At 58.9% G+C, this 25,967-nt stretch carries 24 protein-coding genes; 6 read left to right on the top strand and 18 right to left on the bottom strand.

What is annotated here, in order from left to right; genetic code table 11:
• The 4 genes from ACTRWH_RS05345 to ACTRWH_RS05330 all read right to left on the bottom strand — a co-directional run bounded on the left by ACTRWH_RS05345 (position 1) and on the right by ACTRWH_RS05330 (position 4,477).
• Positions 1 to 942, bottom strand: coding sequence for an ABC transporter permease (locus ACTRWH_RS05345; protein ID WP_228210320.1), 942 nt, complete (start codon positions 940 to 942; stop codon positions 1 to 3).
• Positions 943 to 1,860, bottom strand: a complete 918-nt coding sequence (locus tag ACTRWH_RS05340) for an ABC transporter permease (protein ID WP_228210319.1) — start codon at positions 1,858 to 1,860, stop codon at positions 943 to 945. It lies immediately after the preceding gene.
• A gap of 2 nt (positions 1,861 to 1,862) precedes the next feature.
• Positions 1,863 to 3,404, bottom strand: a complete 1,542-nt coding sequence (locus ACTRWH_RS05335; protein WP_228210318.1) for an ABC transporter substrate-binding protein — start codon at positions 3,402 to 3,404, stop codon at positions 1,863 to 1,865.
• 152 nt (positions 3,405 to 3,556) lie between these two features.
• On the bottom strand, positions 3,557 to 4,477 hold the full coding sequence (locus ACTRWH_RS05330; protein WP_228210317.1) for a LysR family transcriptional regulator: 921 nt from the start codon (positions 4,475 to 4,477) through the stop codon (positions 3,557 to 3,559).
• Positions 4,478 to 4,678: 201 nt separating this feature from the next.
• Here ACTRWH_RS05330 and ACTRWH_RS05325 point away from each other — a divergent pair, with 201 nt between their 5' ends.
• The gene (locus ACTRWH_RS05325) at positions 4,679 to 5,932 is read left to right on the top strand and encodes a porin (RefSeq protein WP_228210316.1); all 1,254 of its coding nucleotides are present in this window, start codon (positions 4,679 to 4,681) and stop codon (positions 5,930 to 5,932) included.
• 89 nt (positions 5,933 to 6,021) lie between these two features.
• Here the strand turns inward: ACTRWH_RS05325 and ACTRWH_RS05320 are convergent, their stop codons facing one another.
• Both ACTRWH_RS05320 and ACTRWH_RS05315 read right to left on the bottom strand, forming a co-directional pair.
• Positions 6,022 to 7,329 (bottom strand): methyl-accepting chemotaxis protein, encoded by a 1,308-nt coding sequence (locus ACTRWH_RS05320; protein ID WP_462826046.1) that lies wholly within the window; start codon positions 7,327 to 7,329, stop codon positions 6,022 to 6,024.
• Between the two features lie 163 nt (positions 7,330 to 7,492).
• Complete coding sequence (locus tag ACTRWH_RS05315; protein WP_075195350.1) at positions 7,493 to 8,383, bottom strand: LysR family transcriptional regulator; 891 nt, start codon at positions 8,381 to 8,383, stop codon at positions 7,493 to 7,495.
• 116 nt (positions 8,384 to 8,499) lie between these two features.
• On the opposite strand from ACTRWH_RS05315, the gene ACTRWH_RS05310 reads away from it, so the two are divergent.
• A complete protein-coding gene (locus ACTRWH_RS05310; protein WP_051946521.1) occupies positions 8,500 to 8,844 on the top strand; it encodes a DUF1127 domain-containing protein in 345 nt (114 codons plus the stop codon).
• On the opposite strand, the gene ACTRWH_RS05305 is transcribed toward ACTRWH_RS05310, so the two are convergent.
• The 6 genes from ACTRWH_RS05305 to ACTRWH_RS05280 are packed head-to-tail and all read right to left on the bottom strand — an operon-like array spanning position 8,830 to position 15,453.
• On the bottom strand, positions 8,830 to 10,632 hold the full coding sequence (locus ACTRWH_RS05305) for an AMP-dependent synthetase/ligase (RefSeq protein WP_036202736.1): 1,803 nt from the start codon (positions 10,630 to 10,632) through the stop codon (positions 8,830 to 8,832). The two genes, ACTRWH_RS05310 and ACTRWH_RS05305, sit on opposite strands and share 15 nt — an antisense overlap.
• Entirely contained in the window at positions 10,629 to 11,438 is an 810-nt protein-coding gene (locus tag ACTRWH_RS05300) for an ABC transporter ATP-binding protein (protein WP_036202733.1), read from the bottom strand. The genes ACTRWH_RS05305 and ACTRWH_RS05300 overlap by 4 nt, the downstream gene beginning before the upstream one ends.
• A gap of 8 nt (positions 11,439 to 11,446) precedes the next feature.
• Positions 11,447 to 12,655 (bottom strand): ABC transporter substrate-binding protein, encoded by a 1,209-nt coding sequence (locus ACTRWH_RS05295; protein WP_379866399.1) that lies wholly within the window; start codon positions 12,653 to 12,655, stop codon positions 11,447 to 11,449.
• 59 nt (positions 12,656 to 12,714) lie between these two features.
• A complete protein-coding gene (locus ACTRWH_RS05290) occupies positions 12,715 to 13,758 on the bottom strand; it encodes a branched-chain amino acid ABC transporter permease (protein ID WP_041334440.1) in 1,044 nt (347 codons plus the stop codon).
• A 1-nt stretch (position 13,759) separates the two neighbouring features.
• Complete coding sequence (locus tag ACTRWH_RS05285) at positions 13,760 to 14,638, bottom strand: branched-chain amino acid ABC transporter permease (protein WP_036202727.1); 879 nt, start codon at positions 14,636 to 14,638, stop codon at positions 13,760 to 13,762.
• Positions 14,638 to 15,453, bottom strand: a complete 816-nt coding sequence (locus ACTRWH_RS05280) for an ABC transporter ATP-binding protein (protein ID WP_213479971.1) — start codon at positions 15,451 to 15,453, stop codon at positions 14,638 to 14,640. Before ACTRWH_RS05280 ends, ACTRWH_RS05285 begins: the two co-directional genes overlap by 1 nt.
• Positions 15,454 to 15,701: 248 nt before the next feature.
• On the opposite strand from ACTRWH_RS05280, the gene ACTRWH_RS05275 reads away from it, so the two are divergent.
• On the top strand, positions 15,702 to 16,496 hold the full coding sequence (locus ACTRWH_RS05275) for an enoyl-CoA hydratase/isomerase family protein (protein ID WP_213479972.1): 795 nt from the start codon (positions 15,702 to 15,704) through the stop codon (positions 16,494 to 16,496).
• A 3-nt stretch (positions 16,497 to 16,499) separates the two neighbouring features.
• Here the strand turns inward: ACTRWH_RS05275 and ACTRWH_RS05270 are convergent, their stop codons facing one another.
• Together ACTRWH_RS05270 and ACTRWH_RS05265 are read right to left on the bottom strand one after the other, a co-directional pair.
• Positions 16,500 to 17,186 carry an NAD-dependent epimerase/dehydratase family protein gene (locus tag ACTRWH_RS05270; protein WP_041334439.1) on the bottom strand — a complete coding sequence of 229 codons (687 nt, stop codon included), beginning with the start codon at positions 17,184 to 17,186 and terminating at the stop codon, positions 16,500 to 16,502.
• Entirely contained in the window at positions 17,183 to 18,025 is an 843-nt protein-coding gene (locus tag ACTRWH_RS05265) for an Nmad3 family putative nucleotide modification protein (protein ID WP_462826044.1), read from the bottom strand. Before ACTRWH_RS05265 ends, ACTRWH_RS05270 begins: the two co-directional genes overlap by 4 nt.
• A gap of 112 nt (positions 18,026 to 18,137) precedes the next feature.
• On the opposite strand from ACTRWH_RS05265, the gene ACTRWH_RS05260 reads away from it, so the two are divergent.
• Positions 18,138 to 19,211 carry a mechanosensitive ion channel family protein gene (locus ACTRWH_RS05260; protein WP_041334436.1) on the top strand — a complete coding sequence of 358 codons (1,074 nt, stop codon included), beginning with the start codon at positions 18,138 to 18,140 and terminating at the stop codon, positions 19,209 to 19,211.
• 3 nt (positions 19,212 to 19,214) lie between these two features.
• Here ACTRWH_RS05260 and ACTRWH_RS05255 read toward each other — a convergent pair whose 3' ends face one another.
• Positions 19,215 to 20,102, bottom strand: a complete 888-nt coding sequence (locus tag ACTRWH_RS05255) for a chemotaxis protein (RefSeq protein ID WP_041334433.1) — start codon at positions 20,100 to 20,102, stop codon at positions 19,215 to 19,217.
• Between the two features lie 173 nt (positions 20,103 to 20,275).
• On the opposite strand from ACTRWH_RS05255, the gene ACTRWH_RS05250 reads away from it, so the two are divergent.
• Both ACTRWH_RS05250 and ACTRWH_RS05245 read left to right on the top strand, forming a co-directional pair.
• Complete coding sequence (locus ACTRWH_RS05250) at positions 20,276 to 20,695, top strand: DUF4864 domain-containing protein (RefSeq protein ID WP_041334429.1); 420 nt, start codon at positions 20,276 to 20,278, stop codon at positions 20,693 to 20,695.
• Between the two features lie 103 nt (positions 20,696 to 20,798).
• Positions 20,799 to 21,803, top strand: a complete 1,005-nt coding sequence (locus ACTRWH_RS05245) for an AraC family transcriptional regulator ligand-binding domain-containing protein (protein ID WP_462826042.1) — start codon at positions 20,799 to 20,801, stop codon at positions 21,801 to 21,803.
• A gap of 15 nt (positions 21,804 to 21,818) precedes the next feature.
• On the opposite strand, the gene ACTRWH_RS05240 is transcribed toward ACTRWH_RS05245, so the two are convergent.
• The 3 genes from ACTRWH_RS05240 to ACTRWH_RS05230 form a co-directional block, all read right to left on the bottom strand.
• On the bottom strand, positions 21,819 to 23,000 hold the full coding sequence (locus ACTRWH_RS05240) for a thiolase family protein (RefSeq protein WP_036202703.1): 1,182 nt from the start codon (positions 22,998 to 23,000) through the stop codon (positions 21,819 to 21,821).
• Positions 23,001 to 23,016: 16 nt separating this feature from the next.
• The gene (locus ACTRWH_RS05235) at positions 23,017 to 24,168 is read right to left on the bottom strand and encodes an acyl-CoA dehydrogenase family protein (RefSeq protein WP_462826041.1); all 1,152 of its coding nucleotides are present in this window, start codon (positions 24,166 to 24,168) and stop codon (positions 23,017 to 23,019) included.
• A 158-nt stretch (positions 24,169 to 24,326) separates the two neighbouring features.
• Positions 24,327 to 25,955, bottom strand: a complete 1,629-nt coding sequence (locus tag ACTRWH_RS05230; RefSeq protein WP_091643330.1) for an acyl-CoA synthetase — start codon at positions 25,953 to 25,955, stop codon at positions 24,327 to 24,329.
• Positions 25,956 to 25,967: the final 12 nt, after the last annotated feature.

Below are 25,967 nucleotides of genomic sequence, written 5' to 3'. Positions count from 1 at the left end.
TCAGTTCCTCCGGTTGGTAACGGTGACATCGCGGACCCCATCCCCCAGCAGGTTGATGGCAATCACGAGGATAAACAGGGCAATACCGGGCAGGATCACCAGCCAGGGCTGGAAGAACATGGCGGTCTTACCTTCGGCGATCATCAGCCCCCAGGACGGAAGCGGCGACGGAATGCCCAGGCCGAGGAACGACAGGGTGGCCTCGTTGAGGATGGCCACGGCCACTTCCAGGGTGAAAATCACCATGATCTGGTTCACCAGGTTCGGCAGTACTTCACGCACGGCGATCTGGAACTTGCTGCAGCCCATGGCGTTGGCGGCGGCGACGAAATCCAGTTCCCGCAGCCGCAGCGTGGCCGAGCGCGTGACCACCAGATAGAACACCCAGTGGGTAGCGCCGATGACAAAGATCACCACAGTGACCGACTGGCCGATAACAAATACCAGCGCCATGATCAGCAGCAGGCTGGGTACGGCCAGTTGGCAAGTCACCAGGAAGTTGACGGCCTGATCGATCCAGCCACCGAAATAGCCGGCAATCAGCCCCAGGGTGACACCAATCACCGCACCGATGGACGCAGCGCCCAGACCGATGGTCATCGAGATGCGGGCACCGTGAATAAGGCGACTGAGGTAATCCCGGCCCAGGTGGTCAGTGCCCAACAGATACTCCCAGTTTCCACCCTCGTTCCATACCGGTGGCAGCATGCGCAGGGACAGGTTCTGCATGTACGGGTCGTGCGGTGCCAGCCAGGGTGCAAACAGTGCGAACACGGCCATCACCAGCAGAATGCCAAAGCCGATCTTCAGGCCGTGATGTCTGCGGGCCCGCTTCAGGGCGGCCATGGTGGGGCTCAGCCCCAGGCCGCCCTCCTCGAGCTCGGACGGTGTTTCAACGGTTGCGATGCTGGCATCGCCGAGTGCGTGTCTTGTGGTCATCATTCACCCCATCCGGATCCGAGGGTCAAGCCAGGCGTTGATCAGGTCAGCCGCCAACGTGAGCAATACAAAGGTCAACACGAATATCAGGATCAGCGACTGCACTGTGGGGATATCCGAGTTGAAGATGGACTCCACTGCCAGCCGGCCCAGGCCATTCATGCTGAACACCGATTCGGTCACCACCGAGCCGCCCAGCTTGTGGCCAAGCTGCACCGCCAACACACTGACAATGGGCAGCAACGCGTTGCGCATGGCCTGTTGAAGGATCAAGCGGTAGCCCATGAACCCCTTGGCGCGGGCGGTGCGGATGTAATCCGACGACAGCACATCCAGCAGTCCGGTCCGTGTCAGCCGCATCACAGCGGGCACCGAGCTGGCACCCAGCACCAGTGACGGCAGCACATAGTGTTTCCAGGTGGCGTCACCGGACACCGGGAAGATCGGAAAGGTGACGGCAAACAGGATGATGAACATCAGCCCGAGCCAGAAATTGGGTATGGCCTGGGCCGACACCGCCGTTGATAATGCGAGGCGATCCACCCAGCTGTTGGGTTTGAGGGCGGCACTGATGCCCAGCGGCAGCGCAATCACCACCGTCACCATCAGGGCCGACAGCGCGAGCAGGATGGTGACCTTGGCGTGTTCCTGGATCAGCTCAACCACCTGCTGCTTCCAGAAATAGCTCCTGCCGAAATCCCCCTGCAGCACGCCGCCCAGCCAGTCGCCGTATTGCACCAGCACCGGGCGATCGAAACCGTATTGCTCGCGGATCTCATCCACCATTTCCTGGGGCGCGTCCTCGCCAGCAATGGTTTGGGCCGGATCGGTGGCGAAATGGAACAACGCAAAGGTTCCGAAGGACACCGTCAGGGCCACCAGCAGTGCCATGAGCCCTCTGCGCAGCACATAGTTCAACATGATTACTGCCTCCAACTGGCTTGCCAGAACCGGGGAACGCCGTCCTTGGGCACGGAGAATTCCAGCTCGGGTGTTAATAGGAAGTTCTGGCTGTAGGAAAACATCGGCGCCCAGTAGGCCTGCTCCGCAATGCGGTTAAGGGCCTGCCGATACAGGCGCTTGCGCTCCTCGGCATCGATGGTCTGTTCCGCCGCGATCACGGTCTCCGCAAGCGCTTCGTCACCGCTGTAATTACGGGCGGAATTGGCCGCGAAATGAACCCCGGTAGAGGCAGACGCGTCCGCCGTGCCGCCACTGCCGTAGGAGGCGAAGAACGCCTGCATATCCTTGCTGTTGCGAACCTTGGAAAACACGTTCAGCTTGACGAACCGCAGGTCTACATCCAGGCCAATGGCCTTCAGGTTGCTGACCACGGCCTCCGCAATGATCTTTTCCCGGTAGGCCCACAGCTTGAAGGAGAACCCGTCCGGGTAACCGGCTTCGACCAGCAGTTGTTTTGCCTTCTCAGGGTTGTAGGGATAACGCGGGCCATCCGCATTGCACCCGAACTGGCGTGGGTGGCAGGCGAAATGAACCACCTCGGCACTGCCACGCATCAGGTATTTGGTGATTTCCTCACGATTGATGGAGTGATTGATGGCCTTGCGCACCTTGAGCTTGGTAAACGGTGAGTCCGGGTCGACATAGCCGGCGGCATCCAGGGTGATATAGCCGATGCGGATATCATTGCCCTCCAGGCGTTTGACGCCCGGCAGGTGGCTGACGTTGTCGGCCACATCCGGCGGCACGTCCATCATGATATCGATACCGCCACTGAGCAGTTCCGCCTGTTGCGTACCCTGGTCCGGGATGACCCGAAACACCATGTTCTCTATGGCCGGATTCGCCTTTGGACTGGCCTGGTAATAGTCCTCGAAACGCTCAAGGACAATTTCGCGGCCAGCACTGAAGGCCGTCACTTTGTACGGACCGATCCCGTTTAACGGCTGCTCGTCCGTCTCGTCCCCTGCCTCATCGTAGGTACCCTGCCTGCGCAACGGTATGCTGATCGCCATATCGCGCAACGCCATGGGGTAAGGCAGCTTCAGGTTAAAACGAACCTTCCCGGGGGCCAGCTTTTCGACGCTTTCAAGCCAGCTACGGATCACCGGCCCACGGCTGGTGTCCGAGTCTTCGTTGATCACCCATTCGAAGGTGTAGACAACGTCTTCCGCCGTCAGCGAGCTGCCATCGTGAAACACCACGTCGTCACGAACAGTGACGTCCAGTTCGGTGTCTGACACCCATTCATAGGAGGACGCCGCGAGAGGGACAAACTCGAGGGTGTCCGGGTCCACGAAGAACAGGCCGTCGTCGGTCAGCCGGGAAAGGATCAACCCTTCGCGCTGAATGGAATACAGCCGGTCAACCGTTGTCAGCGGCTTGGAAAGCGCCACCACCAGGGTGTCGTCTTTCGGGCCAGCGCTGGCATGAAAAGGCAGTACGCAAAGGGCTAGCAAGCCAATAAGGCAGTGACCGATGGGCACCGGGGGCCGGATCCTCATGTCTCCTCCTGTTGTAATTATTGGAGCACCTGATGGTTGTTTGGTTCGCATCCAGATCAGGGATTGGAAATCAGTCTAGGCAGGCCGAATTGATTTTAAAATTGAATATAAGTCATATTTCTATGCAATTAATGCATCTATAAACACCCGGGTTATGCGGTGCCCGTCATCGTGGCGTGCTCCCCCAACGCGGAAGCCACCTCTTCCTGAAGACATCGCACCAGGCTGGTGGTGGCCGGCGTTTCTTCAAAACCCGGCGGAAACAGCAACACAAACTGCAACCGGTAGTTAGGGCTTAATGGGCGCAGGCAAAACCGTGACTGGTCCACTGCCAGCGCAGCCAGCCGATCAATGATCGTGACCCCCAGCCCCTCCACCACCATCTGGCACGCCAGCACGCTGGACGTGGTTTCGATCTTGCAATCGAGGGCGACGCCGGCCGCGTTGAAGATTTCCTCCATCTGGAAACGGGGACGTAACCCGGGCGCCAGGGCAATGATGTCGTGCTCCGCCATCTGGGCCGGGGAAACGGATTCCAGAGCTTCCAGGGGATGCCCGCGAGGAATCATCACCATCGCGTCGGTGTCAAAAAAGGGCCGTTGAATAACGGAGGGGTGATTGCAGGGCTTGGTCAACGCCACGGCAATGTCGTAGTGGCGACCGGCCACCCATTGCTCGATGTCCCGATGCCCTCGCACATCCACACTAAAGCGCTGGTCCGGGTGCTCCTTCACGAATCGCGCCAATGCCGGCGACACCAGACTGTTCGCCAGCCTGGCCAACGCCACAATCCGCAGAGTCCGGGTCCCCCCCGCCTTGATCTCCTGCACGATGCGGGGCAGATCATCCAGGTTCGACAGGATCTTCTCGGTTTCCCGGTAAAACTCCTTGCCTTCCGGCGTCAGCACCAGGCGCCGCTTCTCCCGCTTGAACAGTTTCAACTTCAGTTCGTCCTCCAGCGTGGAGATCAATCGGCTGGTCGCAGGCTGGCTCAGGTTCATCACATTGGCGGCCGCCACCAGGGAGCCGTGAATCACCACAGCGCGAAAGCACTTCAACTTTTTGATATTCAATGGCTTCTCCAAATTACATGCAGAAAACGCATATACCTATCTAATGTTTTCAATTTACATAGGTATCAATAGTAGCCGATAAAGTAAGCGTGGAAAGCGCCATGAGACCAGACTGATAACAAAGACACGTCTCGAATTGGCCGAATACAAACAGGTGAACTCTGCGGACGAAACCTTACAAAACAAGAAACCGGAGGCAATATGAGGTTTTTCAAATCGATGCTGGCGGCTGGCGTAGTTGGCCTGACGGCACTCCCCGTATCTGCGCTGGAAGTCGAGGTCGGCGGCCAGGTAAACCGCGCTGTCATGTACGCCAAGGATGGCTACAGCGCGAACAACCTGGGCGTGGGTTCGGACACCGAGTTCTACCATGTGGATAACCGCAACAGCCCGACGCGCTTCAACATCGGCGGTACTCAACGGTTGTTTGACGGCTGGACAGCCGGAGCGCTCATCGAAGTGGGCGTGTTTTCCAACGCCTCGAACGACGTGGACCCGGATGCCAAGAACACAGGGCCGGAAGTGGATGAGCGCATTACCGATGCGTTTGTGGATACACCCTACGGCAAGGTGACCCTCGGCCTGGGCGAGGGTGCAGCCTACAATGCCGGACGCCGGGATTATTCCGGTACAGGCGTCATCAGTTTTCGTAACCCGAACCTGATCGGTGGCAGCCTCCGTTACGAACTGAAATCGTCCTCTTTCAAGCGCACCTTTGACGGCAGCGGCAATTTCACGGGCAATGAGCCGTTCGACCTGGCGAATCCCGCGCAGAACGAGTCGTCCATTTCCGGCAGTATTCGTGACTACAATTTTGAAGGGCGGCACAACCGGATTCGCTACGACAGCCCCCGCATCGGCCCTGCCACGGTGTCGGTCAGTGCCGGCCACGATGGTGACGATGGGCACAACTCCGTTCTGCAGGTAGGTGTCAAATCCGGCCTCCGGGTGCCGGGCGGCCGCATGCTGGTCGGCGTGGGCTATTCCCGTGCGACCCAGAACAATGAGGACCCGGGTGGCTCAGACGGAGAAGACGTCAACATCTACGGTGGTTCGGTCTCGTACTTTCACAGCAATACCGGCCTGAACCTGTCTTTAGCAGCGGTTAACCGGGCCCAGGAACTGACGGAAGAGGAGGCAACGGACACGTTTGATGCAACGAACTCGGAACTGGGACAGTTCCGCTACGTCAAACTGGGCTATCGCCCGAATCGCCAGCACGCGTTCGACATTCACTACGGTGAGAACCGCGACCGCAACAAGGAAGACGAGAAAGGTTCCGTGATCGGGGTTGGCTACGTCTGGAGCCCCACGGACATGTTCGACGTCTACGGTGGCGCCAAGATACACAGCTTCGAGCGCGCCGAATGGTGCACCACTTCCGGAAGAACCTGCTACAACCCGGAATACGAGGACATCACCATCGTAACCACCGGTCTACGTGTGAAGTTCTGACCGGGCGGCGGGGCCAGGACCCGGCCCTGCAACGCTCCACACGGCGTTATCGTTGTGACCTTCTGCCCCTCGCGTAGGGGCTTTTTTGATTACTCCTCATTGATCAACCGCGCCACCACAGCCGCCAGATCCGTCATACCCTTCTCCACCTGCTGAATGCCGGTAGCAATACCCGAGATTTCATCCGAACTGCGACGTGACAGCGTCGATACCCCGTCCATGTTCGCGCGCAGGGACTCGATCAAGTGGCTGTTCTTGCCCACTACCGTGGAAATTTCTTCCAGGGATTCAGCGGTCTTTGCAGCCAGTTTACGTACCTCGTCGGCTACCACTGCGAACCCCCGCCCCATTTCGCCGGCGCGGGCGGCTTCGATGGCAGCGTTCAGGGCCAACAGGTTGGTCTGCTCAGCCACAGAGCGAATGGTGCTGACAATACTGCCAATCTGCTCGGCCTGGGTTTCCAGATCCCGGCTTACCTCCGTGGCGCTGGCCACCTCAGCCAGAGCCGACGCCGAGGTTTCCACCGCAAGGTTGAGGGCACGGGTAGCTTCAGCCGCAATCTGTGAGGTCTCCTCGGAAGTGGCGGCAGCAACGTCGGCTGCCTCGCGGGCGTTGTTCACCCGCGCGGTAATGTCCGAGGCGAATTTGATCACCTTGTATACCTGCCCGCCAGCATCCAGAACAGGGCTGTAGGTGGCTTCCAGCCAGATACTCTTGCCGTTCCTGTCCCTGCGCTCAAACTGCCCTGAAAAACTCTCACCACGGGCCAACCGCTTCCAGAAGTCAGGGTTATCGCGATAGAAATCATCAAAGCAGAACATCCTGTGGTGCTGATGGATGATCTCGTCCTTGGCGTAGCCGGTGGTGGCCAGGAAGTTCTCGTTGGCCTCCAGTATCGTGCCGTCGGGCGTGAACTTGATGACGGCCATGTAGCGGTCGAGGGCATCAAGCATGGCGGTATCATCCGCCACTTTGTCCTGGGCGGCAGTCGCGTCTGTTGCCAGTTTGATGACCTTGAAGACTTTCCCGTCCTCATCGGTGACGGGGAAATAGGTGGCCTCCAGCCAGACACGCCGACCATCCTTGGCAAAGCGGGGGAATGTGCCCTGTTTCTTGATACCGCGCCCGAGATCCTCCCAGAAGTGCTGGTATTCCAACGACGCCGTATAGCTTGAGTCACACAGCGCCCGGTGGTGCTTGCCAATGACCTCCTGGCGCTCGTACCCGACAATGGATAGCAGGATATCATTGGCAGACTCTACAATTCCCGAAGGGCTGAACTCGATATACCCGATCTGGGAGGCAATGGCATTCAGGGTTTGCCGAATCCTCTCCTGTTCGCCCCTGGAGACCGTTAACTGATCCGTCAATTCCGCAATACGATGGCGCCCAAACATGACATTCTCTCCCTGATGGATGAAGCAGCACATTGCTCAATATATGCTCAACCCATCGGGGAAATAAGTAGCTTAAGGTACAGTTAAGGCAACGAACTGTAAGAAACAATTACATTACATGTTTAGCGATATGACCATCTTGAGACCAAGAGATCTCCGGAGATCACCTCCAATCCAGAAACGCATCCTTCACATGCCCCGCCAGCGCATCGTTGACCGGATTGCTGCCACTTCGCACGAGTGCGATCTGATACTCCGCCAGCGCCGGCAGCCCTTCCCGGTCGAGTTTTCGTAGCGGCGGGCGCACCAGGCTGACGGGGAACGGTGCAACCGCCAGGTCCGACAACATCGCCGCTTCCTGGCCGAAGCAATTATCGCAGGTGTAGGCAACCCGATAGGAAATATGGGCGTCATCCAGGGCCGTCAGCGCGGCCCGGCGCCATACGCAACCATGGCTGGCAAGCGCCACCGGCAGGGGTGACCGGTTGGCAGCGACACCCCCTTCGCGGCCGGCCCACACCAACGGTTCGGTGTGTACAACTTCACCGCGTCGCTCCTGCCCCTCATTGCCAATGGTGACCAGCACCATATCCAGCTCTCCCGCATCGAGCCGGTCCAGGTTCTGCTGACTGGAGCCAACCACCACATCCACCTGAACCGCCGGATACGAGCGCGCGAACTGCGCCAGTACGCCCGGCAGGATACGGCTCCCCACATCGTCTGAAGTGCCCAAACTGACCCGGCCTTCCAAAACGGGAGAGAGGAACTGCCGGATAGCCTCCTCGTTCAATCGCAGCAGTCGCCGGCCATACCCCAGTAGCACTTCTCCCTCGGGCGTCAGCCGGACGCGACGGGCTTCGCGCACAAAAAGGACATGACCGAGAATTTCCTCAAGCCGTTTGATCTGCATGCTCAGGGCCGAAGGGGTGCGAAAAACCTGCTTCGCGGCCCGGGTAAAGCTTCCGCTCTCGGCAATGGCCACGAAGGTTCTCAATACGTCGGTATCCAGTAGCGGGCCAACCTCGCGGTTAGGCGCAAGTTCGGTACTGTTCATAAGCCACCTTTCAATTTTTCTTAACTCAGATGTTAAATCTTTTCGTTTGTTTGATCAAAGGTGACGTTGCATGCTGATAACCATGCCCCCGCAAACACGCGAGGGCACCCATACTGATGACTGAACTGGAGATTGAAACGATGAGCCATTATCAGGATTTTCGCCGCCCCCAGCTTCGTCCAGACGCCCCCGCCAAGCCCCCGGAGCTGGAGCTTTACATGCCGGCCACCCCGCCACTGGCGTTCATGGCAACGGTTGAGTTCTGGGTCAGAATCTTCCGGCGCAGGCACCATTTTCGTCGCCTGTTCCTGCCTTTGCTGAAGGAAGATGACGAGATGCTGGCGGACATCGGCTTCGAGAGGACGGATATTCAGTGGGCGCTCAATCTCCCACTGAAGGTCGATGCCCTCAAGGCGCTGGAGGCATGTCGCAGAGCGCGGGTTTGTTCAAACGTAAAGTGACTCGATCACATCCGTATACTTCTCATAGATGTTGCTTCTGCGCACCTTCATGGTGGCTGTCACTTCATCGTCGTCATGGTCGAGCTCTTTGGTGAGCAGGTGGAAACGCTTGATCTGTGCCACTTGGGGTAACTGATCATTACCCCTGCTCACCTCGGCCTGGATCAGTTCATTCACCTGCGCCTGTTCTGTCAGGCTGCGGAAGGTGGTATAGGCAATCCGTTGCTGTTCGGCCCACTTGGCCACCGTGTCAAAATCGATCTGTATCAGGGCGGAAACGTATTTCCGGGCCTCACCGATCACAATGCATTCCTTGATATAGGGGCTGGCCTTGATGGTGTTCTCAATCTCCGTCGGCGACAGGTTCTTGCCGCCGGCGGTGATCATGATGTCTTTCAGCCGGTCGACAATCTTGAGCTGGCCATTCCGCCACTCGCCTACGTCGCCGGTATGCAGCCAGCCGTCTTTCAGGGTAGAAGCAGTCGCCGCGTCGCTCTTGTAGTAGCCCTTGAACATGCTGCCACCGCGCATAATGATCTCGTTCTGATCACCGAGTTTGACCTCAACGCCGGCGATCGCGACACCCACGGTTCCCAGCTTCACGTCATCCACCGGCTGTGCGGTTGCCACGCCGGTACTTTCCGTCTGGCCATAGACTTCCAGCAGCGGAACACCAATAGTCCGGAAGAATTCCAGAATCCCGGTGGAAATGGGGGCCGCTCCGGTCATCGCAATGGTACATCGGCGCAGGCCAATGAAATTCTGCAGGGCCCGGAACACCAGCCAGTAACTGAGGCTGTACAGGCCTTTTTCTTTCAGGCTCCACTGCGCCCGGGATTTGGTCGCCATAGGCGAACACGCGCGGATGGCCCAATCGAACAATGCCCGGCGGAAACGCCCGGTTTCCTGGACCTTGATATAGATGGCGGAGTGCAGCTTCTCCCAGATTCTGGGCACGCCCAGGAAAAAGGTCGGCGCAATTTCCCGCAAATCCTCCTGAACGGTCCGCAGGCTCTCGCCAAAGCTGACGGAGCTGCCTGCGTAAACCGGCGCAATGTTGGTTACCGCCTGCTCCGCCACATGGCACAGAGGCAGGTAGGAAAGGCTGGAACCGCGATCGTCCGCCTGCAGCAATTCAATAAGACCGGGAGCGGCAGCGTGAAGATTGCCCCAACTGATCATCGCGCCCTTCGGCCGTCCGGTGGAACCGGAGGTGTAGATCATCAGGGCGGTGTCATCCATCCGCTGGCCATCCAGCAATTCATCCACCAGTCCGGGATGGTCTTTTTCATACTCCCGGCCTCTGGCCTCAATGTCCTCGAACGCCGCCGGGGGCTCTGGATAGTAGCGAAGGCCTTTCATATCAATGGCAATGGTGTGCTTCAATTGGGGCAGTTGGGGCCAGGCTTCCAGCACCTTGTCGGTCTGCTCCTGATCCTCACACACCACAATGCTTGCATCGCTGTGTTCGAGAACGTAGGCCACTTCATTCCAGGGACTGGTCGGGTACACCCCAACACAGATGCCCCGAACCATGCCAATACCCATCTGGGCAATCACCCACTCCACCCGATTTTCCGAGATGATGGCCACATGGCCGCCCTCCTCCAACCCCATGGCGCGGAGGCCAAGACCAAAATGCCGGGCGCGGTTGTAGTAGTCCCGCCAGGAATAGGCTTGCCAGATGCCAAAGTCTTTCTGACGCAGGGCCAGGGCATCCGGCCGTTCTTGCGCATGGGCCCGCAGCATCTGGGTCAGGGTCAGATCAGGCAGGGAAGGTGTTGTCATGACAGCCACCGTTTACGGCGTTTATAGTGCTTGATATCGCGGTAACTACGGGCTTCACCTTCCTTGCCGCCCACACCCAGATAGAACTCCTGAACGTCCTCGTTCGCCGTAAGCTTATCCGCCGGGCCGTCGATCACGATCTTGCCGTTCTCCATGATGTAACCGTATGAGGCAATCGCCAGAGACACGGCCGCATTCTGCTCCACCAGAAGAATCGCGGTGCCCTGTTCACGGTTGATCCGCGCCACGATGGTAAAAATCTCTTCCACCAGCAGCGGTGCCAGGCCCAGGGACGGCTCATCAAGCATGATCAGGTCCGGCTGGGCAATCAGCGCCCGGCCCAGAGCCAGCATCTGCTGTTCGCCACCGGAGAGGTAACCCGCCAACTGCTTGCGACGTTCCCTGAGGCGCGGGAAATAGTCATAGACCAGTTCGTAGCTGTCGCTCAGGGAGGGCTTGCTGCCACTGAGTGCGTAGGTGGCGGCAACCAGGTTCTCCTCCACCGTGAGGTCTTCAAAGACACGGCGGCCTTCCATGACATGGAAGAGTCCGTTACGCACCAGTTTTTCGGGAGGCGTACCCTTTACATCCCTGCCCCGGAAACGTACTTCCCCGGCGGTCACCTCCCCGTCTTCCAGGGTCAGCAGGCCGGAGACGCTCTTCAGCGTGGTGGATTTGCCCGCACCATTGGAACCGAGGAGCGCCACAATGGCGCCCTCCGGCACCCGCAGCGACAGGCCCCGAAGAACCTGTACCGACTTGTTGTAGACCACCTCGATATTATCGATTTCCAGTAAGGCTTCCATACAGCCCCTCAGTCGAGGTGAATCCAGTCCGATACCGGCTCATAACGGCCTTCTTCAGCATTCACCCGCCAGATACGGCCGACCGGGAAGGACATGTTCCGCACGGTGACCGGAATGCCGATGATGCCGCCAGTATCCCAGTCCTCAATAGAGGCAAGAGATTCCGCCATGTTGTCTCCGGTCAGTTCTTTCCCCGCATCGAGCGTGCGCTTGACCACTTCTGTCCAGACCATGGCATTGAACCACCCCTGCATGTAGCCGGTAGGACGGTAGCCCGCTTCCGGATCGCTCTTCTCCGCCTGGGCACGGAGGGCATTAAGCATGGGCCCGCTTTCCTCGCTGTCGTAATAGTTGTAGGGCATTACGCCCATGTAGCCATCGGCATCCGCTCCCATCTTGTCGATGATCAGTTTGTCCGAGGACCAGAAGGTGCCCATGAACTGGGTATCGAGGCCCATCTGGCGCATCTGCACCATGAACTCGTTGATCGGCGACAGTACGTAGCCATGAAACACCACAAAGTCCGGTCGCACCCGGCGAAGCTTCAAAACCTCGGCGGACACATCCACACTGCCGGGCTTGGTCACAATCTCCTCGACAACCTCGATGCCCAGCTCGCCCGCGCGGGCTTTGCCGTTTTCGATGGGGTCCTTACCGAATTCGGTATCACTGTAAACAAAGGCCACGGTAGGCATATCACCGCCTTCACCCTGGGTGGCGATGTACTCCAGAATGATGCCGAACATCTGACTGTAGTTCGGGCCGGGAATGAACTGGTAAGGGTATTGCTCGTTATCCGTCAGCGCGGTCGCGAACGACGCCCCGCTCATCAGAGTATTGCCCTGGCTATTGAGCTCAGCGGCAATGGCTTTCATGAAACCGGTGCTGTCGCCGTAATAGGTAGCCGGGGAACTGCTACCGGAAATTTTCTTGAAGGCCGCCACCGAACGATCCACCTCATAGGCGGTGTCTTCCATCACATACTCGACCGGGTGGCCATTGATGCCCCCCTGGCTGTTGATCCAGTTGGTGTAGTCGGTCAGACCGGCGTGGATGTGAATACCGGCAAACGCAAACACGCCGGAGAGCGGTATGGAGCCGCCAAACACGACGGGCTCCTTGTCCTGTGACATCACCGGCGCGGCGACTGTCAGCGCAGCAACCAGGCTACCAAGCCCGGCAAGCCGGCGACCTTTTTTGAGGATGTTTCTGAACATGTTCATTCTCCTTGCGGCTTCTTGTTGTTGGTGTTGCACGGGTTCCCGTGAGAGAACCATTAATTCCGGAACGGCCAGAGGCGGAAAAAGCGACGGATACGGTGCCAGATTTCCGCAAGCCCATGAGGTTCAAAAATCAGGAAGCCCACGATCAGGGCGCCAAAGATGATTTCCAGCATCGGCGACATGAACACGGGCGCGTTGGGGTAGAACGGCGTCAGGGCCGCTGTCAGCAGTTTCAGCGCTTCCGGCACCAGGGTCATGAAAGCAGCACCGAGGATGCCCCCCAACAGATTGCCCATGCCCCCCACGATCACCGCCGCCAGATAGAAAATGGACATGGAAAGCGGAAAGCTCTCCGGGGTAACCACACGGTAGAAATAGGCAAACAGGCCACCGGCCACGCCGGCGTAGAACGAGCTGAGCGCGAACGACATCAGTTTGTAGCGCAGAAGGTTAATGCCGAGAATCTCGGCGGAAATATCCCGGTCTCGAATGGCAATAAAGGCCCTGCCGATTCGTGTCCGGAACACATTCCGGGCCGCCAGCACCATCAGCACCGCCAGCGGCACGATGATGAAATACATCATGAAATCACTCTGGAACGTCAACCCGAACAGGTGCGCTGGCTCCAGGCTCAGGCCACCCATGCCACCGGTGACGGATTCCCACTCGGCAAAAATGAAGTGCAGGAACACGCTCGCGGCCAGGGTGGCGATGGCCAGATACAGGCCTTTGACCCGCAGTGATGGCAGGCCCACCAGAATCCCGACGGCAGCAGCCATAAGCCCGGCCAGCACCAGAGTGACCGGGAACGGCAGGCCGGTGTTGATGGACAGCCAGGCCACCGTGTAGGCGCCAACGCCCATGAACCCCGCCTGCCCCAGGGAAATCAGCCCGGTAAAGCCGGTCAGGATGTTCAGGCCGGTGGTGCTGATTACGGCAATGCCAACCAGGCAGCCCAGGTACAGCAGGTAAGAGTCGACGGCAAACGGGAACACCACAAGAATCAGCAGGAAAAGACCCAGCCACAGCTTCTGGGTCTGGCTGGTCCAGATTGCCTCATCGGCCTCGTAACTCTGTTTCGCGTCACCGATGCGCATCTTACACTCGCTCTATTTCGTGGGTGCCAAAAAGGCCGTAGGGACGGATCACCAGGATCACCGCCAGCACCAGGAATGTTGCCGGCATACGGTACTCGCCCCCGAGGTAGGCACCGGCAACCGTTTCCAGCCAGCCAATGAACACGCCAGCCACCAGGGCACCGAGAATGCTGTCCAGGCCGCCAACGATCACCACCACCAGCACACTCAGACCAATGATCCCGAACTGCGGACTGAGGCCGCCGGTGGCGGCCACCAACACACCGGCCAACGATGCCGCAAGAGAGCCAAACACCCAGGCCATGTTGAATACCCGGCGCACGTTAATGCCCATGGAATAGGCCGCCGCCTGATCCGAGGCCGTTGCCCTCAGGGCCACGCCACCCCTGGAGAAGCGGAAATAAAGCAGATAAATAATGAGCAGGGCCGAACCGATCAGAAAGCCGTAGGCAATTTTTGGAGCGAGGTAGAGTGGGCCGATAAACACCGGCTCCCGTGGCAGAAAACGGGGCAACAACTGCGGATCGGCGGTCCAGATGAACTCCACCAGGCCCACAAGGATACTGCCAATGCCGATGGTGACCATCACCACCGAGATGGGGGACTCACCCAGCATGGGCCGGATCATGGTCTTCTCGATCACACCGCCCAGAATACTGCCACCGATCACCGCCAGCGGCAGGGCAATCCATGGTGACAACTCCATGCCACCAGCAAAGGCCAGGAACAGATAGGCGGCAAACATCATGATCTCGCCAATGGCAAAATTGATCACCCGGGTGGCCTTGTAGATGATCACAAACCCCAGCGCGATAAGGGCGTATAGCCCGCCCATGGCCAAACCGGCGAGGCTGATTTCACCAAAGAACAACCAATCCATCAGGCAACCTCCCCTTCTGGATTGAGCTTTCTTCGCAAACTGTCGATGTCACTGTTGCCCAGATAAGCCTTGATCACCTCGGGGTTGTTCTGAACATCCGCCGGCACGCCTTCGGTAATAACCTGGCCGAAATTCAGCACCGCGATATGGTCGGATATGTCCATCACCATGCCCATGTCGTGCTCTACCATCAGCACGGTAATGCCCCACTCTTCCCGGATATCCAGAATAAATCGGGCCATGTCCTCTTTCTCTTCCCGATTCATGCCGGCCACCGGTTCGTCCAGCATCAGCACCTTTGGTTGCATGGCTAGGGCCCGGGCAAGCTCAACCCGTTTTTGAAGCCCGTATGAGAGGCTGGCCACCGGCTGGCGTCGTATATGATCGATTTCCAGGAAGTCGATAATCCGCTCTTCCACTTCCCTGCGAACAGCCATTTCCTCCCGGCGGGCCGGCCCGAAATAAACCAGCGCACTGAGCAGTCCGCTCTTCATGTGCACATGGGCGCCAAGCTTGATGTTGTCGAGTACTGTCATACCCCGAAACAGGGCTATGTTCTGGAAGGTTCGGGCAAGGCCAAGGGCGGCTCGCCTCGGCGGCTTGATACTGCCCGGCAACTCTTGGCCATGGTAGCGAATGGTGCCCTGCTGCGGTTTGTAAAAGCCGGAGATGCAGTTAAAAAGCGAGGTCTTGCCCGCACCGTTCGGGCCGATAACGGTCGTGACGGTGTTTTCAGGCACCTGAAAACTGACATCCTGCAGCGCCTTGACGCCACCAAATGAGAGAGACAGGTTACTGATCTCAAGGATGCTCACATTACCTCCCGGCACCCCTGGCGCCGGGCAGACAGGCTCGCGAACACGCCCTGCTGGTACCCATCTCACGCCCGAAGATGATTGTCGTTGTTGTTTTTTCTTGTCATCGGGAGATCCCCGATCCAGATTAAAAGTAGTCCATTCAGGCAACATTGGGCAAACCCTTCTACCCTGTTACCTGTCAGACACCGAAGGGCGCTGAACAAATAGTGAAACCATGGCCCACTACGATGAGAGAAACATCCACCATGTCAGACTCATTGGTAACCACCGAATTCGACGCCGATACGGGCATCGCAACGATGACTTTCAACCGGCCAGCAGCCCTGAATGCAATCAGTGTGCCCATGGCAGAAGCCTTTCTCGCGGAGGCTCAGGCACTGAAAGACCGATCAGGCCTTCGATGCATCGTTCTGACCGGCTCCGGGCGCGCTTTTATGGCGGGCGGGGATATCGCCAGTATGACCGGCTCTCCCGAACAGGCGGGCAAAGCCGTCAGCGCCATCCTGGGTGCGGTCAACCCGGCCATCCTCCTGTTGCGCAGCATGGACGCCCCGGTGATCGCGGTGGTCAAGGGGGTTGCCGCTGGTGCCGGGCTGAGCCTGGCACTGATGGCGGACCTTGTCATTGCTCAGGAAGACACCAAGTTCTTGCTGGCCTACAACGGCATTGGCGCCATTCCTGACTGTGGTGGTAGCTGGTTCCTGGCCCACAAGATCGGCGCTGGGCGGGCAGCCGAGTTAATGCTGCTGGGCCGAACCCTGAGTGCGACCGAAGCCAGGGACTGGGGCATGATCACCGAGTCTGTTACGGAAGCCGACTTTGAAAAACGAGTAACTGAGATTACGAGAAACGTCGCGAATGGCCCCACCCGAGCCTTCGGTGCCTTTCGACGGCTTACGGACGGAGCCTGTGGCGATCAGTTGGCTGCCCAACTGGAAGCCGAAAAGGAAGCGTTCCTGGAACTGACCCGGACCGGGGATTTCGCAGAAGGCGTCGCCGCGTTCCTGGCCAAGCGCCCCCCTGAATTTCACGGATCCTGACTGTCAGGATGCTACATCCTGGGCAGCCAACGCCTTGATGTCCGGGTACTCGTGTACCCGAACCTCCGATTGCGCGGGCGCCTGCTGAGCAAGCGCCGACACCTCATTAACCATTGCCCTGGCCACGGTGACCGCCTCAATACCGCGAAACTTTTCCAGTGGGCCGATCAACGCCCGGTTGATGAGAGGCATGGCTTTTATGCCCAGTGCTTCGGCGGTGCGCTGCTCGCTGCGTTCGCCCAGCAGCAGACTGGGTTGGTAGATGGACAGGCAGGGATAGCCCAGCGACTTTATGCCGTCTTCCAGTTCACCCTTCACCCGATTGTAGAAAACGGTGGAAGACGATGAGGAGGCAATGGCAGACATCAGCACGAATACCTGCGCACCGTTTGCCCGGCCAAGCTCCGCCGCTTTCATCGGGTAACCGTAGTCCACTTTACGGAACTGCTCGCGAGAGCCGGCCTTCTTGATGGTGGTGCCCAGGCAACAGACGATGGCATCCACCGCGAACAGATCACTGTGTTCATCCAGGCGGTCGAAATCCACTTCCTGCTGATGCAGTTTTTCATGGTTCAGCGGCAACGCTCGACGCACGGGCGCGACGACCGATGACACGTCTTCCCGCGCCAGCAGACCCTTTAGCACCTGGCCACCGGTCAGGCCAGTGGCACCCAATAGCATCACTTTCATAGAATCTCCCTCAACCACGAAACAACACCCGGACACCCACTAGTATCCAGCACAAACTCCTGCCCCCGCGAGGCACTTTTCAGAGTGCAGTATTCCCCGACCCGGGACCAGCGGGCGAGGTTACCGTGAAAACTCATCGCGGTGTCCGCCGAATCCGGATAGAAACACCCGGGTAATCGCCATTGCGTGGTCGAAGCGGCATCCGGTGCCGTCAGGCGTTGCCGCTCCTCCAGGCGTCCAAACACCCCGGCACCCGGAAGGCCGGTTGATCGCCCCTCAAGCTGCAGGGCATCGGAGGCCACATAGAGCGTATTGCCACCATCTGGCTGACCATGGAAGTGCGGATGGTAGCGGGCCCACCGAAGGTCACGATCCGACAACTCATCAACGCGGTAAACATCGCCAATCTGGAGCCAGCCCCACAGCCCGTGAAACGGGCGGGCCTGTTTTACAAACTGCCAACGTCTGCCCTGTTTTTCCACGTTCCGAAACAGACCGAAAAACAGGAACAGATCCCCCACCCCCACCTGCTGTTTACGGAGGTGCCCCTGTGCGGCGCCGGTTTGCCCCAGGCAGGGCCGCCAGCCGGTTTCCCGGGGATAGGCGTCAGCGATCAGGTCCGGGTCGAGGTGGGCCTTTCGGGCGCCACCACGCCGGTTGCCGGTCAGGTCGGCCACCAGCTTGCCAACATTCAGACCATCGTGATGGATATCACGGTAGGTGATCCGGGAACGCGAGTCGGGGATCGGCAGGGTATAGAAAGACCTGTCAGGGAACACCGGGCTGGGACAGCCGCCTGCGGAGGAATCAAAGCCTTTACGGCTGAGGATCAGTTTCATAAACGCATTTTGGAGCAAGGAACGAAGCGCAACCATATCACGCCATTGAAAAGCAGTTTAAACTGACGACAACAACAGACTGGCCCACCCGCTGATTCAATGCCGATCGCCCATGACTGATTTTGAAACCCTGAACACGCTGAAGGCAGGCCTTGAAGCCTGGTGGCACCCGGGCGTTACCGTCCTGCTCTCAATGGCTATCACCTTTCTTGTGTACAAGGGGTTGCTGGCAACGGTTCAACGCTTAACCCGCAGCAAAACAGTTCCCCGCCTGTTCCTGGATGCCTCATCAACCGCTCTGGGCATTGCCATTACCCTGGTGGTGCTCAACGCCATCCTGGAAGCGGCGTCCCAGGACCTGCCTCTGATCAACCACTTCCGCCACGCCGCCACGCTGCTGCTGATTGTGGCCGTCACCTGGGCGCTGGTGCGCTGCACGTCAGCCATCGGCGACGTCATCGTCTCTCTGAATCCAGTCCTGGAAGGCCAGTGGAAACGCGCCCGCAAAGTGGAGACACAAACGCGCTTCCTGGTGAGGGTGCTGAACATTCTCATCGTCATCGTGGGCCTGGGCGCCGCGCTGGTCACGTTCGAGCCGGTTCGTCATCTTGGCAGCAGCCTGCTGGCATCTGCGGGCATTGGCGGCATTATTCTCGGCTTCGCCGCCAAACCGGTGTTGGGCAACCTGTTAGCGGGCATGCAGATCGCCCTCACCCAACCGTTCCGCATCGATGACGTGCTGCATGTACAGGGCGAATGGTGCTGGGTGGAGGAAGTCACCGCCACCTACGTGGTGCTGAGGGTCTGGGATTTGCGGCGGCTGGTAGTGCCGCTGCAATGGTTTATCGAAAACCCGTTCCAGAACTGGTCGAGAAACGACACCGAAATGATGGGAACGGTGTTCATCACCGTCGATTATTCCATGCCTATCGAACCACTACGAACCGAGTTTGAGAGGCTGCTGGAACAGGCGCCGGACTGGGACGGGAAGACCAAGATCGTGCAGGTGACCGAAGCCGGCGAGGCCAATATCGAGGTGCGCTTCCTGCTCAGTGCCAGGGACTCAAGCTCACTCTGGAATCTCCGCTGCGCCATCCGCGAGGGGTTGATCACCTTTATACAGGCGCAGTTTCCGGCGCATCTACCAAGGGTTCGTGCCAGGCTGGTGGAAACGCCCGACCAGTAACCCTCACCCCTGCTCTGCCCCGCGCAGCATGGCGTGCAGCAGCTCTTCGGCATCGAATTTGGTCAATGCCTCGTCTGCCCCCACCTGTTTGGCGTAACTCACGCTCATTTCACTGTTCAGGGAGGTATGCAGAATGATGTACGGCTGCTTCAGGGCGTTGCCGCTGTCCCTCACATTGAAGGTCAACTCGTAGCCGTCCAGGCCGGGCATTTCGATGTCGCTCACCAGGATGTTGATGGGTTTTCCATCGCGGTTGGCGTTCAGCATCAGGTCCAGTGCATCCTGCCCGTTGGTGGTGACAAAATAGCTCACATCCTTGCTGTCCAGGGCGTCCGAGAGCTGTTTGCGAGCCACCTGGGAGTCGTCCACCAGCAGGATATTCAGGCCTTTCAGAGTTTCCCGTTGAACGTCTGTCAGCGTGACTTCCCGGGGGTTTACGGACTCCGGGTACACCCGTGCCAGCAACAGTTCCACGTCCAGCAACTGCACGATCTGATCATCGATATTCACCAGGCCGGTAATGAAGGCACGGTCGCCAAGACTCTTCGGCGGGGGCATCACCTTCTTCCACTCGGTTTCCACGATTTTCCGCACACTGCGCACAAGGAACCCGATTTCCTGGCGCTGAACATCGGTCACAATAATCGAAGCGGTCTTGCGTTCTTCCACCGTCAACGGCTGGTAACCCACGGCAGCAGCCATGTCGATCACCGGCACGGCGGAGCCGCGAAAACTCATGGTACCGATCACCGCCGAATGGCTGTGCGGTAGCTTGGTCAGCGGAACAAAGGGCATGATTTCCCGGATTTTCAGGGTGCCCAGGCCGAATGGCCTCTGATTGGTCAGATAAAACAACAGCAGTTTCTGGGGGTGTTTGGTACCCTCGGCCATAACCTCAAACCTGTCAGGAGCTTTGGAAAAAGTATAACAGGCGAAAGATAACATGCCGCCCAAACCGACATTGTAAGATTTTGCAGCCCTTCGGAGGTCGCATCGGCTGCCAGTGAATCCAGCGCTTCCTCTCCCGCGTATCACCTATACTGTTGTCATCGGGAGGCTATTCGATGAAACGCGCCTTTGCACTAATATCGGTATTCCTGTTCTTCGCCGTCTTGGCCGTGGGTGGTCATGCCGACGACGACAATATCGATGACGCCATCCAGAACACGATCCTGTCGCAGATTGAAGCCTTCGCCAATGACGACAGGCAAGCTGCCTGGGACCATGCCTCGGAAGGCATCAAGCAGCAATCCGGCTCGATAGAGTCGTTCTACGATATGGTGAAGCTATCCTATGCGCCCGTCCACCGGGCCTCGTCCATTGAGTTCATGGAGCGCATACCCCACCCCGGTTTCCAGATTCAGGTGGTACGGTTGTTGGGGCCGGAGGGCAAACGCTGGATCGCCCACTACCATATGGTCAAGAATGGTGATGACTGGAAAATCGGCGGCGTCGGGCTCAAAGAGGGTCCAAGCTCTATATAATCGCTGACCGGCTAATGGTTTCTGACGCCTATGTCTTTCAGCTCTGTCCGTCCGTAAGATACAGTCCATGAACCTGATTGCCGGCAGAGCCTGAACACCACCTATGAAGAACCTGACCTTCTCCTCTCATTACGCCAGGGCCGTTCTTTATGGCCTGGAGAAGGCCGGTGGCTATTCCGACGAACTGCTTCGCAATAATGGCATCGACCCAGAGTTCATCCACTCGCCACGGGCACGGGTGCCCACGGAACAGTTTATCCGCCTGTTCCGGCTGGTGTGGGGCAAACTGGATGACGAGTTCATGGGCCGTACCACACAGCCCTGCCGCGTGGGGCACTTTCACCTGATGGGATCGTTGGCGGTACACAGCAGCAACCTGGAAGAGGTGATCCGCCAGAGCATTCGCTGCTACCGGCTGTTCTCCGATGACATGGTGATTGAGCTGGACACCCGCGGCGATGAAGTGGAGCTGAGCATCACCCACCGCCATCCGGAACTGGACCCGGACAACTTCCTGGTGGAATGGCTACTGATGGTGTGGCACCGATTAATCGGCTGGCTGATCGGACGCAAGATCGTACTCAGCCACGCCACCTTCCAGCATGATTTGCCCGGACACTTTGACGAGTACCGGTTTGTTTTCCCCTGCCAGTGTTTCTTTAACCGCGACCGCAACAGCCTGTTTTTCAGCCACAATTATCTGGACATGCCGGTGACGCGAACACCGGAGGAACTGGATGGTTTTATTGAGAAGTCGCCGCGCAACCTGCTGATCTGGACCGATGAGGACGACAGCCTGACAACCCAGGTTCGGCAGATTCTGGAAAACGTGGACGATGATCGCCTGCCCACGCTGGAACAGATCGCCGGGCAGCTGCATATGACCGCCTACACCCTGTCGCGCAAACTGAAGGCGGAGGGCAGTTCCTACCAGAAGATCAAGGACAACCTGCGGCGGGACCAGGCGGTGATCATGCTCACGCGGCAGAACCTGACGGTGTCGGAGATCTCATCACAGCTGGGATTTACCGAGCCCGGCGCTTTTTCCCGTGCCTTCAAGCACTGGACCGGGCTCAGCCCACTGGCCTACCGCAAGCAGGACCAGTAGTTCTTCTTTCTCCGCTTACAGCAGTTCGATCGCGACAGCGGTACCTTCCCCGCCCCCGATACACAGGGACGCCACACCGCGCTTGAGACCACGCTGCTTCAGGGCGTTGATCAGGGTGACCATGATCCGCGACCCTGAGGAGCCGATGGGGTGACCCAGGGCGCAGGCGCCGCCATGGACGTTGACCTTGTCGGCATCGAGCCCAAGCTCATTGATGGCGGCCAGGGTAACCACGGCAAACGCTTCGTTGATTTCGAACAGGTCGACGTCGTCGCGGTTCCAGCCGGCTTTCTTCAGTACCTTTTCGATGGCACCGATGGGCGCAAGGGTGAACTCGGCCGGCAGGCGGGCATGTGTCGCGTGGGCGACGATGCGGGCCTGGGGAGTGAGGCCGCGCTTTTCGGCTTCTTCGCGGGTGGCCAGTACCATCGCGGAGGCGCCGTCGCTGATGGAGCTGGCGTTGGCGGCGGTGACAGAGCCGTCTTTGGCAAAGGCCGGTTTGAGGTGGGGAATTTTCTCGGGTTTGGCTTTGCCGGGCTGTTCGTCGGTATCCACCACGGTGTCGCCGCCACGGCCGGAGACGGTCACGGGGGTGATTTCGTCGGAAAATCCGCCGTTCTTGATGGCCGACAGGGAGCGTTCGAGGGAGGCGATGGCGAAGTTGTCCATGGCCTCGCGGCTGATGTCGTATTTGTCGGCGGTGCGCTGGGCGAAAACGCCCATGAGGCCGCCTTCGTAGGCGTCTTCAAGGCCGTCGAGGAACATGGAATCCATGACCTGCCCGTGGCCCATGCGCATGCCGGCTCGGGCTTTTGGCAGCAGGTAAGGTGCCTGGCTCATATTTTCCATGCCGCCGGCGATCATGATGCTGTTGGTGCCGGCTTTGATCTGGTCGTGGGCCATGATGACGGCTTGCATGCCGGAGCCGCACATTTTGTTGACGGTGGTGCAGCCGCTGGAGTCGGGGATGCCGGAGGCGCGGGAGGCCTGGCGTGCGGGTGCCTGGCCGAGGCCACCTGGCAATACGCAGCCCATGATGACTTCCTGGATGTCGGCGGGTTGCAGGCCGCTTCTTTCGATGGCGGCCTTGATGGAGATGGCGCCGAGATCCGGGGAGCGCACGGAGCTGAGATCGCCCATCATGCCGCCCATGGGAGTTCTTGCTGATCCTGCGATGACTACATCGTTGCTATTCATGTCTTCAATCCTCTGATTAAGCCTTACCTAAAACCGACCGTGCGATGATTTCTTTCATCACTTCCGAAGTGCCGCCATAAATTCTCTGCACTCTCGCGTCGATAAACGCTCTCGAAATCGGATACTCGCTGGTGTAACCGTAACCGCCGAACAACTGCAAACAACCGTCGGCTACCCGGCACTGCATTTCCGTGGCGCTGTACTTGGCCATGGAAGCTGTGGGCGCGTCGAGTTCGCCTTTTTCGTACAACGCAATGCACTCGTCGACGAAGGCGCGGTTAACGCGGCAGTCGGTTTCCATGCGGGCGATTTCGAAGCGGGTGTTTTGCAGTTGGGCCAGTTTCTGGCCGAACAGTTCCCGTTCCTGGGCGTAGTTGATGGTCAGGTCCAGGGCGCCGCGGGCGGCAGCAACACCCAACGCACCGATGACGAGGCGCTCGCGAGGGAGTTCGCGCATCAGGTACATGAAGCCCTGGCCTTCTTCACCCAGCAGCGCGGAGGCGGGGATGCGCATGTCGGAGAAGAAGAGTTCCGAGGTGTCGCCGGAGTGCTGGCCGATTTTGTCGAGGTTGCGACCTTTGCTGTAACCGGGCAACGAGGTGTCGACCAGGAACAGGCTGATGCCACGGGCACCGGCCTTGGGGTCGGTTTTGGCGGCAACGATGACCATGTCGGCGTGTTGGCCGTTGGTGATGAAGGTTTTGGAGCCGTTGAGGATGTAGTCGTCCCCGTCTTTCACCGCGCTGGTGCGTATGGCCTGGAGATCGCTGCCGGCGCCGGGTTCGGTCATGGCGATGGCACCCACGGCTTCGCCGGAGACCATTTTCGGCAACCAGTACTGGCGCTGTTCTTCGTTGCCGATATGGCTGAGGTACGGGGCGACGATGTCTGAGTGCACCATGACGTTGGTGGACAGGGCGCCGAAGCCCATGCGGGCCATTTCTTCGCCCACGACGACGGAGTACAGGAAGGGCGCGCCGCAGCCGCCCCAGTCTTCGGGTACGTCCACGCACAGCATGCCGGCGTTGCCCAGGATGTTCCAGAGTTCCCGGGGTACGATGCCGGAGTGTTCCCATTCTTCATAGTGGGGCGTTACTTCGGTTTCCAGGGCCTTGATGACGGACTCCCGGAACATGTCGAGTTCTTCTTTATCAACAGCGCTGGTCATGGGTGTCTCCCGTCGGTGATTAGTGTGGCCTTGATTGGATAACGGTCAGTCTGTCGCAGTCACGGTCTGAGCGCCATGACATAACCGGGCAGGAAATTTGATAAAAAATGGCACCCCGGGGCTGCATCGCTGGCAGCTCCGGGGTTTATAACGCGCGGTCAGAGGTTTTTGGCGTCGTCCCGCAGCACGAACTTCTGGATCTTGCCGGTGGAGGTTTTCGGCAGTTCGCTGAACACAATGGTCTTGGGCACTTTGAACTTCGCCAGTCGCTCCCGGCAGAAGGCGATGATGTCGTCTTCGCTGACGTCCCCTGCTTCGGGCTTGAGGGTGACGAAGGCGCAGGGTGTTTCGCCCCACTTTTCGTCCGGCCTTGCCACCACGGCGGCCTCGAGGATGTCGGGATGGCGGTAGAGTATGTCCTCCACCTCAATGGTGGAGATGTTCTCGCCGCCGGAAATGATGATGTCTTTCAGGCGGTCCTTGATCTCCGCGTAGCCATCCTCATGCCAGACGGCCAGGTCCCCGGTGTGGAACCAGCCGCCGCGGAATGCCTCTTCGGTGGCTTTGGGGTTTTTCAGGTAACCCTTCATTACTGTGTTGCCGCGCAGGAAAATCTCGCCAATGGTGGTGCCGTCTTTCGGCACTGCTTCCATGGTTTCCGGGTCACCCACCATCATGCCGGCCAGGGTATGGTAGCGAACGCCCTGCCGTGCCTTGATTCTGGCCCGGTCTTCCACCGGCAGGTCATCCCATTCGGATTTCCAGGCGCATACCGTGACCGGTCCGTACACCTCGGTAAGCCCGTAAACGTGGGTCACGCGAAAGCCCATGTTTTCGATGGCTTCGATGACTTTTGCCGGGGGTGCCGCACCTGCGGTCATTGCCTGAACGGTATGGCTGAAGCTGGATTTTGCGGCGTCCGAAGCGCCCAGCAAGGTGTTCAATACAATAGGCGCACCGCACATGTGGCTGACTTTGTGTTCGCTGATCAGCTGCAGGATTTTCTCCGGCTCTACCTTACGCAGGCACACATGGGTACCCGCAAAGGCGGTGATGGTCCAGGGGAAACACCAGCCATTGCAGTGGAACATCGGCAGTGTCCACAGGTACACCGGATGCATACCCATGGACCACACCGCCTGGTTGCCCATGGCGTTCTCATAGGCACCGCGATGGTGATACACCACGCCTTTCGGGTTACCAGTGGTGCCGGAGGTATAGCACAGCGAAATCGCATCCCACTCATCCGCCGGCATTTGCCAGTCAAAGGCCGGGTCGCCGCTGGCCACGAAAGCGTCGTAATCCAGATCGCTCACCTGGGTTCCGGCACCACTGAATTCGGGGTCGTTGACGTCAATCACCTGTGGCGGGTTGTCGAGCATGCCGACGGCTTCGTTGATGACGTCGCCAAACTCCCGATCGGCAATCAGCACTTTCGCCTCGCCGTGCTCCAGCATGAAGGCGATGGCTTTGGCATCCAGGCGGGTGTTCAGGGCATTGAGTACTGCCCCCAACATGGGGATGCCAAAATGACACTCCAGCATGGGCGGAATGTTTGGCAGCATGGCCGCCACGGTGTCGCCCTTGCCGACACCTTTGTCAGCCAGCGCGGACGCCAGGCGGCGACAACGCTCGTAGGTCTGCTGCCAGTTGCGGCGTGTGGCACCATGAATCACCGCCGGGTATTCCGGGTACACGCTGGCCGTGCGGGCCAGGAAATCCAGCGGTGTCAGTGTGGCGTTATTGGCGTCGGTTGGCTCTAATCCCTTGTCGAAGATGGAGTTCATACTGGTCTCCTG

The sequence above is a fragment of the Marinobacter sp. G5_S1_61_S3 genome, from assembly GCF_054968585.1.
This window is presented reverse-complemented; position numbering and strand designations above follow the sequence as displayed.

What these genes read in the sequence shown, in the direction of transcription:
- ACTRWH_RS05345 (WP_228210320.1), bottom strand. Translation starts at nt 942, where the DNA reads ATGATGACCACAAGACACGCACTCGGCGATGCCAGCATCGCAACCGTT.
- ACTRWH_RS05340 (WP_228210319.1), bottom strand. Translation starts at nt 1,860, where the DNA reads ATGTTGAACTATGTGCTGCGCAGAGGGCTCATGGCACTGCTGGTGGCC.
- ACTRWH_RS05335 (WP_228210318.1), bottom strand. Translation starts at nt 3,404, where the DNA reads ATGAGGATCCGGCCCCCGGTGCCCATCGGTCACTGCCTTATTGGCTTG.
- ACTRWH_RS05325 (WP_228210316.1), top strand. Translation starts at nt 4,679, where the DNA reads ATGAGGTTTTTCAAATCGATGCTGGCGGCTGGCGTAGTTGGCCTGACG.
- ACTRWH_RS05320 (WP_462826046.1), bottom strand. Translation starts at nt 7,329, where the DNA reads ATGTTTGGGCGCCATCGTATTGCGGAATTGACGGATCAGTTAACGGTC.
- ACTRWH_RS05315 (WP_075195350.1), bottom strand. Translation starts at nt 8,383, where the DNA reads ATGAACAGTACCGAACTTGCGCCTAACCGCGAGGTTGGCCCGCTACTG.
- ACTRWH_RS05310 (WP_051946521.1), top strand. Translation starts at nt 8,500, where the DNA reads ATGACTGAACTGGAGATTGAAACGATGAGCCATTATCAGGATTTTCGC.
- ACTRWH_RS05305 (WP_036202736.1), bottom strand. Translation starts at nt 10,632, where the DNA reads ATGACAACACCTTCCCTGCCTGATCTGACCCTGACCCAGATGCTGCGG.
- ACTRWH_RS05300 (WP_036202733.1), bottom strand. Translation starts at nt 11,438, where the DNA reads ATGGAAGCCTTACTGGAAATCGATAATATCGAGGTGGTCTACAACAAG.
- ACTRWH_RS05295 (WP_379866399.1), bottom strand. Translation starts at nt 12,655, where the DNA reads ATGTTCAGAAACATCCTCAAAAAAGGTCGCCGGCTTGCCGGGCTTGGT.
- ACTRWH_RS05290 (WP_041334440.1), bottom strand. Translation starts at nt 13,758, where the DNA reads ATGCGCATCGGTGACGCGAAACAGAGTTACGAGGCCGATGAGGCAATC.
- ACTRWH_RS05285 (WP_036202727.1), bottom strand. Translation starts at nt 14,638, where the DNA reads ATGGATTGGTTGTTCTTTGGTGAAATCAGCCTCGCCGGTTTGGCCATG.
- ACTRWH_RS05275 (WP_213479972.1), top strand. Translation starts at nt 15,702, where the DNA reads ATGTCAGACTCATTGGTAACCACCGAATTCGACGCCGATACGGGCATC.
- ACTRWH_RS05270 (WP_041334439.1), bottom strand. Translation starts at nt 17,186, where the DNA reads ATGAAAGTGATGCTATTGGGTGCCACTGGCCTGACCGGTGGCCAGGTG.
- ACTRWH_RS05265 (WP_462826044.1), bottom strand. Translation starts at nt 18,025, where the DNA reads ATGAAACTGATCCTCAGCCGTAAAGGCTTTGATTCCTCCGCAGGCGGC.
- ACTRWH_RS05260 (WP_041334436.1), top strand. Translation starts at nt 18,138, where the DNA reads ATGACTGATTTTGAAACCCTGAACACGCTGAAGGCAGGCCTTGAAGCC.
- ACTRWH_RS05255 (WP_041334433.1), bottom strand. Translation starts at nt 20,102, where the DNA reads ATGGCCGAGGGTACCAAACACCCCCAGAAACTGCTGTTGTTTTATCTG.
- ACTRWH_RS05250 (WP_041334429.1), top strand. Translation starts at nt 20,276, where the DNA reads ATGAAACGCGCCTTTGCACTAATATCGGTATTCCTGTTCTTCGCCGTC.
- ACTRWH_RS05245 (WP_462826042.1), top strand. Translation starts at nt 20,799, where the DNA reads ATGAAGAACCTGACCTTCTCCTCTCATTACGCCAGGGCCGTTCTTTAT.
- ACTRWH_RS05240 (WP_036202703.1), bottom strand. Translation starts at nt 23,000, where the DNA reads ATGAATAGCAACGATGTAGTCATCGCAGGATCAGCAAGAACTCCCATG.
- ACTRWH_RS05235 (WP_462826041.1), bottom strand. Translation starts at nt 24,168, where the DNA reads ATGACCAGCGCTGTTGATAAAGAAGAACTCGACATGTTCCGGGAGTCC.
- ACTRWH_RS05230 (WP_091643330.1), bottom strand. Translation starts at nt 25,955, where the DNA reads ATGAACTCCATCTTCGACAAGGGATTAGAGCCAACCGACGCCAATAAC.